Origin of the sequence: Bradyrhizobium sp., assembly GCF_035570375.1 — a bacterium.
Lineage (GTDB): Bacteria > Pseudomonadota > Alphaproteobacteria > Rhizobiales > Xanthobacteraceae > Bradyrhizobium.
On record NZ_DATMLW010000093.1, the window covers coordinates 22,236 to 34,055 of the forward strand.

The following is an 11,820-nucleotide window of genomic DNA, read 5'->3' on the forward strand; positions in this document are numbered from 1 at the left end:
AATGGCGCTTGCTACAAACCCTCTTCGGGAAGCGAATTGCGCGCAATTTACTTGCCGAATTCCGCACCAATCGAGCAGTTAATTGCCGCGCCCACGGCAAAAATTCGCTAGAGATAAATCATCAAAAACTTCCGGAATGCCAGATCGCCGGACCGTGCATGCGTAATTTGCGGGATCTTCGGGTGGGAAAACCCGCCTTTTATCCGGACCAGTCGGTCTACGCCGAATATGCCTGTGGCCGTTTCGAGCTGAAATTTCGAGATCTCGACGGCGGGACGGGGCTCTTGTTCAGCGTAACGTCGAAAACGAAAAGCGTTCAATTCGGCGCCGGAAGGTGCTCATGGTATCCGCAAAACAATTCCACGGCGGCGACACTTGCGTCCGACAAATATTTCGCCAACAGAATTCTGGAACATGCCGGCATCGCCACGCTCGGCGGCGAATATTTCTTCCTGAGTGAAAGGCATCGCGCCCATCGCCCTGAAGGCCATGAGCGTCAGGACGCCCTTGCCTGTTTCAGCGGACTGCACTTTGCCGCGTTCGCGAAGCCGCTGACGGGATCGCGCGGCGACTTTGCCGAAATCGTCCACGGCGAAGCCGCGCTCGATCGATATCTGAGCCGGGTCGCGCAACATTACGATTCAGTCTTGATCCAGCCGATCGTTGCGGGCCGCGAATACCGGATCTTCCTGCTCGACGGCGAGATCGTCTATGGCGCCGGAAAGCATCCGCCTTTCCTGCTGGGTGACGGCGTGCGATCGATCCGCGACCTGCTGGTCGCGCACAACAGCGACTTGCAGGCGCGCGGCCTTTCGCCGATCGCCGTGACGATGACAGAGCCCTTGCTCGATACCGTGCTTGGCGCGGGAACGCATTGGGAGATTCCCGGGCGGACCAATTTCAGCGCTGGCGGCACGATGGAGCTGGAACAGCCGCGCGCCGAGATAGTTGCCATGGCAACAGACGCGGCGCGGGCGCTTGGCCTGCGCGTTGCTGCCGTCGATCTCTTTGCGGACATCGGCGGCGATCCCGACGATTTGCGGATCATCGAGGTCAATTCAAATCCGTCGATCCGCTTTTTGGAAGAAGTGGATCGGGCCGATCTGATCCTGAAGATTTGGCATCACACGTTTTCCATCCTTGGCTTGCTCGATGTTTGATCTGCCAAAATACGGCGATGGCGTTTGTTTGGCCCGGCTGGCGGCGTTGCTCGACGTCCTTGCCGTGGACCGCGCCAGGCTTTCGCGCAACTCCGTCGTCGTGACCGGTTCAAACGGCAAGGGCTCGACCGCCGCATTCTGCGCCAATATCGCGCAGGCTTACGGACTGCGTGCGGGACTGTTCACTTCACCGCATCTGTTTCGCGTCAATGAACGCTTTCAGCTTGATGGTACGCCGATCGGCGACGAACCTCTCGGACAGTTGGCTGCACGGGTCCGGGCCGCGATGACGGCGGTTTCGCTGCGCCCTGATGAGAAGTTCGGCGCGTTCGAGGCGATGTTTGCGCTTGCCTGCCTTTACTTCCAGGAGAGTCAATGCGAGTTCGCCGTGTTCGAAGCGGGCATCGGCGGACGCTACGATCCGGTTCGCCTGATCGGAGCGCACCTGACCGCCGTCACATCGGTCGATTACGAACATGTGGACCTGCTGGGGCATTCACTGCAAATGATCGTCTCGGACAAGAGTGACGCCTGTGCCACCGGCGGGACCATCGTTTATGGCGAGAACTGCCGGAGTTTGCGGCCGCATATCCTCGAATATAATCGTAATCGCGGGGTCGCGAGCCTGTTTATCCGCGACGAGATCAGGATCGACGGCGAAATCGCCTCCGCGTCACGCCCGCGCTTCGATTTCACCTCCGGACGCTACGAGTTCCCGTCGCTGGAGGTTGCCCTTCTCGGCGCATTCCAGTTCAACAACGCGGCGATTGCGATTACGCTGTTCCTGCGCTGGCTGGGCCGCGCGTCGGAGGAAAAAGATTTTGCCCGGATCGAAACCGCGGTGCGGTCGGGCTTACACGGAACACGCTGGCCGGGCCGGCTCGAAGCCATTGCTCAAAACCCGCTGACCGTCATCGACGTCGGTCACACGCCCGACGGCATCAGGCAATCGCTCGCAAGCCTGCGGGAAATCCATGGCGCGCTGGACTGGATCCTCGTGGTCGGCGTTTCCCTCGACAAGAAATCGCAGGAGATCGTGGGCGCGCTCGCACCCTCTTTCGACACCATTATCTGCACCAGCGCCCGTCACAAGGGCGGCGACGCGGCGGCGGTAGCGTCCGCCGCGCGCAAGACCAATCCGCTGGCCGACGTTCACGTCGCAGCGACGGTCGCCGATGCCTTCCACGTGAGCCGCACCCTGGCTGCATCCCTCAACCGGAAAATCTACGTGGCCGGCGGCTTGTTCACGGCGATCGAGTACGCCGCGGTCGCGCGCGGCGGACGCGCCGAGGATCTGAGTTTCTTCTGAAGGCTTAGGCTTCTGAAGGCTCAGGGGCTGCCGTTAACGCCTTGTTAAGGATCAAAATCGCAGAAGTCCTTCTCTACCAGCGCTTTCTGTCAATCGCCGGAGTGGCGAACTAACGGCGGACTAACGCCTGCGCGGCGGCTCGACGGGTGCGCGCTTTGCGCAAATTTCTATGCGCTTACCCACAGAAATTTTGCGCTGGACTTTCGGTGCCGTCTCCGAATAGAAATTAAGCAGACGCAGGTCACCTGCGCTCGAACAGCAAAACGGCAAACAGGCCCCCCACCAAGGAAAACAGGTAACAGGTAACAGCAACAGGCGCTGTTCGGTTTCTGTTTTTGTCGCGCGTCCCATAAGGGCGCGCTCATGGTGGTGAGGCGATGCGTAAACCCAAAGCGAAGACAATCGAAGCCGGTGCGCCTGAGCGTACCCGTGACGCGCCGATCAAGCCCGGCCAGCCGCTGATGTTCAAGCCGCAGGTTCTGGAGCTGCTCGGCGGGCTCGCATACTCGACGTTGTGGGAGTGGATGCGCGCGGGGATGTTTCCGCTTCCCCTTGAACTCGGGCCGCGAGGCGGCCGCAGCTCGACGATTGCGTGGCACGCCGACGAGATCCACGACTGGATCGCGAACCGGCCGCGACGACAGCTCGGACAGCACGAATTTCGTGGACGCGACGCGGGAGGGCAGCGCGATGCGCAAGCTCGAACGCGAACTGCGTCGTGAATTTCCCTTTGCCGAGGTCGAGACCGCGCGGAGCGGGCATCTCCGGCTCCGGCTACCGAACGGCAGGATGGTGTCCACCGCATCGACGCTGAGCTGCCCGTTTTTTCTGCGCCGCAGGCTGATGCGACACGAGCCATCCGGAGCGGGGCGATGACCCATTCCGACGACGACAGCGATGAAGCCAAGGCCGATGCGGCATCGGCTTTACCGCGCAGCGGGCGGCGTTGCGCTGCGAATTGCGCAAGGTCTGGGCGGCGCACGACGTGCCGGAGCGCGAAACCAATAAAACCACGGAAGACGGTACGATGGCAGTGATAACGACGACGGGCGTCGACGACGAATACGGGAATTGCAATTTGTGCGGGGGCGGCCTGCGACCACCCTTTCTGAGCTGGCATGGCGCGAAGCTCGTGTGCTTCTGCACGAGCTGCTGCATCCGCCACGGCAAGGGATTGAACGCCGATTTCGTACAGGTTTGCGCTATCGCTGAACTTCACGCGGCCGGACACCGCGATGTAACGCTGACGCGCGAACAAATTGCGACCGTCGCGGAGCGTTGTCGTCGGATGATGACACTCGCTGCGCCTCATCAACCGCCACGCATGCTGACTTGCGATGGCCCGCCGCGGCGCGGAATGCTGACGCTCGGGGCACCGCACCGCGCGCATTTCGTCGAGGCTGCCGAGGGAGAGGACTGAGATACGAAAACGGCGACCCGTTGGGCCGCCGTTCGCTACTTCAAAATCTTGCGGCGAACGGGTAACGGCCCAACGCCGAAGAGAAGGCACAACAACCCCCTCTCTTTAGCGCGTCATCCCCCTCGCAGGCAACTCCGTAAGCAGCCGGTGACCCCGGCTGCCTGCGGGCAAACAGGAAAACAGGAAAACAGGAAAAGGAATTCAAACCGCGGCCCGCAAGCCGCTGCCGGAGGGGCGTAGGATGAACGACGTAACGATACTGCTACCCGCCGCCCGCCGCCGCCTGCCGCAGCGGCGCGCCAGCACCACGTTCGAGCTGAATTTCTGGGGCCAGAGTTTCGCGGTCGGCATCGGATACTATCCGGACGGTCTGATCGGCGAGGTGTTCGTCAGCGCGCATAAAATCGGCGGACAGACCGAGGTCTTGGCATGGGACGCGGCGATCCTGATCTCGATTGCCCTGCAGTTCGGCGCTCCGCTCGAAACCATCCAGCACGCGCTGACGCGCGGCGAGCGCGGCGAGCCGTTGTCACTGGCCGCCGCGGTGGTCGGTCTGATCATGGAGGTGCGGTCGTGAGCGGCTCGCCTCCCATCGACGACAACGACAACGATCCGACGATGCCGCTCGATGCCAAGGCGACAGGCAACACGCCTGTCGACGACGCGAGCCCGGTCGACACGCCGCATAGCAACGGCAAATCACATCCGCCGTCCGACAAGCCTGAAGAACTGATCCCCGACCGCGATGCGCTGGTCGGGTTCGTCGATGTCATGTTCAGGAACGCGCGCCGCGACGGCTTCGTGTCGTTCCGCGTGTTCGTGGATAACGGCAAAAATAAGCGGCCCGTCCTGATACAGGCTCTCCGGCTGGACGATTACGAGTTCGTCCCCCTGATGCTGATCCGGGCGCAGCAGGCGGCGAATTGGTACGAGCCCGCGGTGTTCTGCCCGCCGGTTGCGACCTTCAAGGACCACCGCGACGCCAAGGCCGACAATATCCGCGAAGGCGTCGCGCTCTCGACCGAGTGCGACCAGACCCCGGCTGCCGCCCGCGCCACCCTCGAAGCCCTGCTCGGACCTGCCACCGTCGTGGTCGAAAGCGGCGGCGAATGGATCAACGGCGAGACCGGCGAGATCGAGCCGAAGCTGCATCTGCATTGGCGGCTGAAAAAGCCCGCGGCCACGCCGTTGGAACTGGCCCTGCTGTACCAGGCCCGCGCGCTGGCGGCGAAGCTGGTCGGCGGCGATCCCACCACTAATTCCATTGTGCACCCGCTGCGGTGGCCCGGCAGCTGGCATCGCAAGAAAAACCCGAAGCTGGCGCGGGTCGCAGCACTCGCCGAGGACACCGAGATCGATCTGGCAGAGTCGCTGGAGCGGTTGCGCGCGGAGGTCGGAGTGGTCGAGCCGGTCAGCGTCGGCAGCATCAGCGGCCGCCGCGAGGCCTCCGATCACGGGATGGTTGCCTCGGCGCTGGCGGCCATCCCGAACGACAAGGACCCCAAAATCTACCATTGGGAATACTGGAATAAAATCGGGATGACGATCTGGGCCTCGACCGACGGTTCGGAGGAGGGCCGCGCGGCGTTCCACGACTGGTCGGCCAAGTCGCCACGGTACGACGTCGCAAACACCGAGGCCCGCTGGCAGCACTATTTCAGATCGCCGCCAACACGGCTCGGCTTCGGCTCGCTGGTCTGGCGCGCCCGCCAGCACGAGCCGGGCTGGCGCTACGAAGACCCGAGGGGTGCCATCGCCACGGCTGCCATCGGTGAGTTCATCGCCCAGTTGCTCCGCGAGCGCGACGAGGCGGATGAAGCGGATGAGGCCGGTGGGGGCGCATCGGGTGTCCCGCGACCCAACATCACCGCCACGCCCTACGAATGGATCGAGCCGGCCGACATCACGCCACGGGACTGGCTATACGGGCACCTGCTGGTCCGGAAGTTCGTCACCGCCACCGTGGCCCCGGGCGGGCTCGGCAAGTCGTCGCTGATCGCCGCTGAAGCGGTCGCGCAGGTCTCGGGCATGGATCTCGTCGGGGTCGGGCCCAAGGAGCCGCTTCGCGTCTGGCTCTGGAACCTCGAAGACCCGCAGGAGGAAACCCAGCGCAAGATACAGGCGGTAGCGAAGCACTACGGTCTGGGGCGCGAGGCCATCGGAAACCGCCTGTTCGTGGACAGCGGGCGCGACCAATCGCTCGTTGTCGCGACAATGACCCGGGAAGGCCCCAGGATCGCGCGGCCAGTGGTCGACGCGCTGGTCGCGGAGATCATCGACAAGCAGATCGACGTCCTGATCATCGATCCCTTCGTCTCCTGCCACGAAGTCCCCGAGAACGACAACACCGCACAGGACATGGTCGTCAAGGAATGGGGCAAGGTCGCCGAACTCGGCAATTGCGCGATCCACCTTGTCGACCACACCCGAAAGATGGGCAGCTCGGAGGCCGAGGTGACGACGGAGACCTCGCGCGGCGCAAAGGCCAAGACCGACGCCTGCCGCGTGGTGCGCGCGGTGAGCCGGATGACCAAGGAGGAAGGCGAGAAGGCGGGGGTCGAAAACCACCGGCTCTATTTCCGGACCTACAACGACAAGGCGAACCTCGCTCCACCCGCCGATCGGTCGGACTGGTTCAGGCTGGAAAGCGTGAACCTCGGCAACGGCCCGGCCGTGACGATCGGGGTTCTCGGGGACGGCACTCGTCTCGACGCTGCGGGCGGCGACAGCGTCGGGGTGGTGACACAATGGAAATGGCCGGATGCCATGGCCGGGGTGACCGATGCCGACTTCGAGAAAGTCGCCGCCGAAATCCGGACCGGGGAGTGGCGCAAGAACGCTCAGGCCGGGGATTGGGTAGGCAAGGCGGTGGCGAAGGCGCTGAAGCTGAACCTAAACGACAAGACCGACAAGGCCAAGGTCGCGGGGATGATCAAGGTATGGGTCGGCCGAGGCGCGCTGGTCGAAGTCAATAAGCCGGATAAGCAGCGCAAGGTCAAAACCTTCGTTGAGGTGGCCGAGGAGGTCTGAGTTTTGCGCCACCTGATTTTTACAGCAGCCCCGTGCGCCACCACCCCCCACCCCCCATAGGGGGGTGGTGGTGGCGCAGTTGCGTGGGCCACTTGCGCCACCGCTGCGCCACCCAAGGTGGCGCAGGTGGCGCACGCAGATGCAGCATAAAAGTTGCGTGCCGGTCACTCGATGCGCCGGGGTAATCCTGATCGCCTTGGCCCGGTTGTTCTGGCGGCCTCAATGAGACATTCATCGGCCTTATCGATCCAGAACACGTATGCCGCGCTTCCACCTTTACTGATTACTGCTGCCATCAGACACTCCCGGACTAATTCAGACAGATCACGGCTATTTTTTTTTACACCCGGCAATTTTGGGGAGGTACGGGAAAATAGGGGGGTGGCTTTTTGGGAGCGGCGACTTTGTGGAGGGCGTTGTCGAAATAAGTTCACTTGGAAATTTTTCCCCCTCCGGTGGGTCGGCCCAGATCGTCAGCGGTAGATAGATTGGAGGCTGTATTCGATCACACCTTGACCCAGCGCGTCCGCACCCGGCAAACGGCCTTCTAGACGCCGTGCTCCGCGACCAACCTCACGATCATGCTGTGATGTACGTTGTAGGATTGCGCAATGCTCTGCACCGTCTCGCCAGCATTACGCCGTGCAATCGCTTCTAAGCGCTGGTGATGCGTCAGCTTTGGCTTGCGGCCGAATACTACGCCCTTGGCCATGGCGCGGTCACGACCCTCGCCGGTGCGCTCCACGATCAGTTCGCGCTCGAATTCGGCAAGACCGGCCAGGACGGTCAGGATCAGGCGGCCGTGCGCCGTGGTGGTGTCGGCCCAGTGGTCCCTGAGCGATTTGAACGTGGCGCCTGCGTCGGTGACCTGCTTGATCACGTTTAGCAAATCTCGTGACGACCTCGCGAGCCTGTCGAGCCGCGTGATGATTAGAACGTCGCCCTCGCCGAGAGCTTCCAGCGCGCGCTTGAGTTGCGGGCGGTCGCGGTGTTTGCCGGTCAGTTTCTCCTGATAAATCTTCTTGCAGCCCGCCGCCTGTAGTTCGGTGAGTTGAGCCTCAAGCGATTGGCCGGTCGTGCTCACCCGGGCGTATCCGTAAATGGTCATTTTGCCTATCCATTTCACACATAAGATATGCACAAAATAACCGTCGGAGATTCAATGGTCAATAGTTCTGTGTGAATATCTTGATATTTACACAAAAGCGCTGGCGACGACCATCAGCGCCGCGGCGCCGCATGCCGACCGCAACCGCGCCCGTAGACCCGTAGCCTGGGTTGCCGCCTTCCTCGCGCATGGACATCCCCGTCCATCTAGGCGAGCCACCAATCGAAGCCATTACCTGTCCTTCGTCGGTCTCGTGGCCGAGCGGCCCCGGCTATCGTCGGAACAATAAGTTAACTGTGTTCCGAGACAGGTTGTTAAGCGCTCATTGGTATCCGTACGCGTGTCAAAGAAATTGACAGCCAAACCCAGAAGGAAATGACATGTCCGGCATCACCCTCTCCGCGGCCGTCCGCCAGAACCTACTCTCCCTGCAGGATACCGCTTCCCTCCTCTCTCAGACGCAGACCCGTCTCGCCACCGGCAAAAAGGTTAACAGCGCGCTCGACAATCCGACCAACTTCTTCACTGCCGCCGGCCTCGACGCCCGCGCCAGCGACATCTCCAACCTGCTCGACAGCATCGGCAACGGCGTGCAGGTGCTGCAGGCCGCCAACACCGGCATCACCTCGCTGTCCAACTTGGTCGATACCGCAAAATCGATCGCCAACCAGGTGCTGCAGCAACCCGTCGGTTATTCGACCAAGGCTTCCGCGACCAGCGCAGCGCCGACCGGCGCCGGTCCGCTCAGCGTTGCCGGTAGCGTGACCGACCTGACCAACGGCGGCGCAAACTCGCTTCAGGGCGAGACCTTCATCTTTCAGGGTGCCACTGGCAGCCCGGTCACAATCACGGTCGACAAGGCGGGCGTCAACTCGATTACCGCCTTTAATACCGCGCTTACGAACGCCGGCCTTGGATTGACGGCATCATTGGCCAGCAACGGTTCGATCACGCTGACGTCTTCCAATGACAATGCAAGCCAAACGCTTACGTTGGGAACAACTGCGGCTGCGAACAACATTGCGCTTAGCGGGACCGCTACACTGGCCCTTGTCGCCGCGGGCGCGCCGGTTGCCGATCCGGTGTCGCAGGCCACGCGTGCGTCACTGGTTGCCCAGTACAACCAGATCCTAACGCAGATTACCACCACCGCACAGGATTCGTCCTTCAACGGCGTCAACCTCTTGAACGGCGATTCGCTGAAACTGGTGTTCGACGAAACCGGCAAATCGAGTGTGTCGATCACGGGCGTGACCTTCGATCCGACCGGTCTTGGCCTGCACTCGCTGACCGCGGGCAGCGACTTCATCGACACCAACTCCGCCAACAGCGTTCTGACGGCGCTCAATACCGCCAGCGTCACGTTGCGGTCGCAGGCCTCGGCCTTCGGCGCCAACCTGTCGATCGTGCAGATCCGCCAGGACTTCAACAAGAACCTGATCAACGTGCTGCAGACCGGTTCGTCGAACCTGACGCTGGCCGATTCCAACGAGGAAGCGGCCAACAGCCAGGCGCTGGCGACCCGCCAGTCGATTGCGACCTCTGCGCTGGCGCTCGCCAACCAGTCGCAGCAGAACGTCCTCCAGTTGCTGCGCTAATCACAGTTCAAATAAGCAAACACCGGGCGGCGGAGGCAACTCCGCCGCCTTATTGGTTTGTTAACTCTTGTGCAGCAACAGTTGATCTGAAAAAACTGAGTTCTTTGATGCCGTTGCGATTTGACCTTGGCCCGTTCGAAAAGCTGCACATCGGCAGAACTATCCTGATTAATTCTCATGAGAGAGCATATTTCGCTCTCGAGGGCGACGTGCCGGTCATGCGCGCCAAGGATGTCCTGCAGCCCGCGTTGGCTAGTAATTGCCTGGAAAAGCTGTACTGCTGCATGCAGAAGATCTACCTCGAACAGACGTTCGCGGAGTTCCAGGGCTCATACCTCGCCCTTGTCGTTCAAGCCCTCAAAGAGGAACCCTCCTTTTACGCCGAGCTAAAACAAGTGGATGCCCTGTTTCATGCTGGCGAGCACTATAAGGCGCTTAAGCGACTCAAAAAACTGATTAGACCATCCGCTTTTGTCGCGGATAGAAGCGAGCCTCCCAATTATGTGCGCCGGGCTACGCTTACTGCGCTTACCTGACGTGGATACACTCAGGAGATCTCTGCGGAAATTTACATTGCAAGATCCCGCGCTCGACCGATTGCTGCGGGGCGCGTTTGAGTGTTCTGAGTTCCCGGCGACGCTGCTTGGCAGCGCAGATTTTGTCATCGAGTGAAGGGCGCACTTCCGCTGTTGGCACATCGCGTCATTTCGGTGCGGCGTGGAATTTGGTTGCTATCGGGGCATAGCGGAATTTGGCGAGCGGTGCGCCCGGCAGATTTATGGGTTCACGCCCCTTCACGGATCGTGGAAAAGGGAATCGGCGATTCCGTTTTCTATATGGGAGGTTGTACGCGCGAGGTTCCTATATTCCGCCGCTTGTCGCCTATCGATGCTGGAAAAGCGAAGCGCGATTCGTTTTCCCTTACCAGCGGTTGCGCGGGCCAATTCATATATTCCGCCGGTTTGTCTGCGCCGGCGCAGTGCCGGTAACGTCTGTTGCGATCTCGACTGGTTTGGCCTCGATCAAGGCAGGAGCGTTCTGCCCTTTGGAAATGATAGCCAGGAGTTCAGCGTCCGACACGTGCTCGATCGATACGTTCACCCTGGTCTCGGTGTTGTAGCGATCTTGCCATTCGTCGGGATCGGCGTTCTTGAGGGCAAAGATTGCAGCCGTCACGCCAACACCTTGCGGTGTGGTGAGAAGCTTGGCCTCGAGCGCTGCAACACGAGCCGCGCGGCCCCGGTTTATGGCATGCATAAAGTCCGCGTGCTCGCGTATCCATAGGTAAATTGTCTCTTTCGCTATCTGTAACTCCCCAGCCAGTGCCGTGACGGAATAGCCCTGTCCCATGTAGTCGATTGCGCGCTGACAGTATTCCGGTCGGTACAGTGTCGGTCTGCCGAACACATAACCTTCCGGCTTGGGCTTGCTCCGGAATGGCTTGCTGTAGCGGTCTCGCCTCCGGCGCCTGGGATGCCCCGTGGCCTTGAGCCGCTTCGCCACCCGGTCTTTGAGCGACTGTGCTGTCACGCTGTCCTCGCTTCGATGATCGGCGCCACATTATCACCAGATCCACTTTTCACGGCACGGAAATTGAATGTGCCTCAAGCTGGGCTTCAAGGCTCACCTCCACATGCTGCGGCACGCCTGCGGCTTCGCGCTGGCCAACAAGGGTCACGATAGAGGTCCGCGAAATGGCTAGATCGGCACCCTAGATGATTCGCGGCGAAAGGGCCTCCGGTAGTCAAACCGACTTTATGCACGGTCGCTGGTTCTGGATTGAGTAACTTTGATCAGACTCCTGTGCCCCCGAAATTTCGATGGCGCTCCCACGCGAGGCCTGATCTTTTATGCAATAGGGCGGCGTGCCTTTGATTTAGATCAAGACGGATTTTTCACGCCGCTTCGCGCTACGTCCGACGAGATGATTAAGCAAGATCGTCCGACTTCCGGATTTGGCCCATCGCGACATTTTGCACACGCTAAATCGTCACGCCGCTTTTGGGGGCGAAGCGGACATTAAGTGGCAGCCAGGACCGGCTGGCACGGTAGCGAATGACCCCAAGCGGACCTGGTGCTTTTGAGTCCCTTTCGACCCCCGAACCGAGACGCTAACATCGTTCAGATCCCGCGGCAGGAGGCGCTATGAGGCGTCGGGAGTTTGTAGCGGGGGTCTCGGTGGCTGCCCTGTCGCC

At 61.2% G+C, this 11,820-nt stretch carries 10 protein-coding genes; 8 read left to right on the plus strand and 2 right to left on the minus strand.

What is annotated here, in order from left to right; all coding sequences use genetic code 11:
• The first annotated feature begins 158 nt into the window (after nt 1-158).
• From VNX23_RS10415 to VNX23_RS10440, 6 genes are all read left to right on the plus strand, one after another.
• Nucleotides 159-1,160 carry a hypothetical protein gene (locus VNX23_RS10415; protein WP_325629692.1) on the plus strand — a complete coding sequence of 334 codons (1,002 nt, stop codon included), beginning with the start codon at nt 159-161 and terminating at the stop codon, nt 1,158-1,160.
• On the plus strand, nt 1,153-2,469 hold the full coding sequence (locus VNX23_RS10420) for a bifunctional folylpolyglutamate synthase/dihydrofolate synthase (RefSeq protein ID WP_325629694.1): 1,317 nt from the start codon (nt 1,153-1,155) through the stop codon (nt 2,467-2,469). Before VNX23_RS10415 ends, VNX23_RS10420 begins: the two co-directional genes overlap by 8 nt.
• Nucleotides 2,470-2,846: 377 nt before the next feature.
• Nucleotides 2,847-3,191, plus strand: coding sequence for a helix-turn-helix transcriptional regulator (locus VNX23_RS10425; RefSeq protein WP_325629696.1), 345 nt, complete (start codon nt 2,847-2,849; stop codon nt 3,189-3,191).
• Nucleotides 3,192-3,496: 305 nt separating this feature from the next.
• The gene (locus VNX23_RS10430; RefSeq protein WP_325629698.1) at nt 3,497-3,889 is read left to right on the plus strand and encodes a hypothetical protein; all 393 of its coding nucleotides are present in this window, start codon (nt 3,497-3,499) and stop codon (nt 3,887-3,889) included.
• A 241-nt stretch (nt 3,890-4,130) separates the two neighbouring features.
• On the plus strand, nt 4,131-4,466 hold the full coding sequence (locus tag VNX23_RS10435) for a hypothetical protein (RefSeq protein WP_325629700.1): 336 nt from the start codon (nt 4,131-4,133) through the stop codon (nt 4,464-4,466).
• Nucleotides 4,463-6,919 carry an AAA family ATPase gene (locus VNX23_RS10440; protein WP_325629701.1) on the plus strand — a complete coding sequence of 819 codons (2,457 nt, stop codon included), beginning with the start codon at nt 4,463-4,465 and terminating at the stop codon, nt 6,917-6,919. Before VNX23_RS10435 ends, VNX23_RS10440 begins: the two co-directional genes overlap by 4 nt.
• A gap of 547 nt (nt 6,920-7,466) precedes the next feature.
• On the opposite strand, the gene VNX23_RS10445 is transcribed toward VNX23_RS10440, so the two are convergent.
• Nucleotides 7,467-8,027: a recombinase family protein gene (locus VNX23_RS10445; RefSeq protein ID WP_325629703.1), complete on the minus strand. Its 561-nt coding sequence runs from the start codon at nt 8,025-8,027 to the stop codon at nt 7,467-7,469.
• Between the two features lie 380 nt (nt 8,028-8,407).
• Here VNX23_RS10445 and VNX23_RS10450 point away from each other — a divergent pair, with 380 nt between their 5' ends.
• Both VNX23_RS10450 and VNX23_RS10455 read left to right on the plus strand, forming a co-directional pair.
• The gene (locus tag VNX23_RS10450; protein WP_325629705.1) at nt 8,408-9,625 is read left to right on the plus strand and encodes a flagellin; all 1,218 of its coding nucleotides are present in this window, start codon (nt 8,408-8,410) and stop codon (nt 9,623-9,625) included.
• Nucleotides 9,626-9,732: 107 nt separating this feature from the next.
• A complete protein-coding gene (locus VNX23_RS10455; RefSeq protein WP_325629707.1) occupies nt 9,733-10,161 on the plus strand; it encodes a flagellar biosynthesis repressor FlbT in 429 nt (142 codons plus the stop codon).
• A 409-nt stretch (nt 10,162-10,570) separates the two neighbouring features.
• Here VNX23_RS10455 and VNX23_RS10460 read toward each other — a convergent pair whose 3' ends face one another.
• Entirely contained in the window at nt 10,571-11,155 is a 585-nt protein-coding gene (locus VNX23_RS10460; protein WP_325629709.1) for a hypothetical protein, read from the minus strand.
• Nucleotides 11,156-11,820 lie beyond the last annotated feature (665 nt).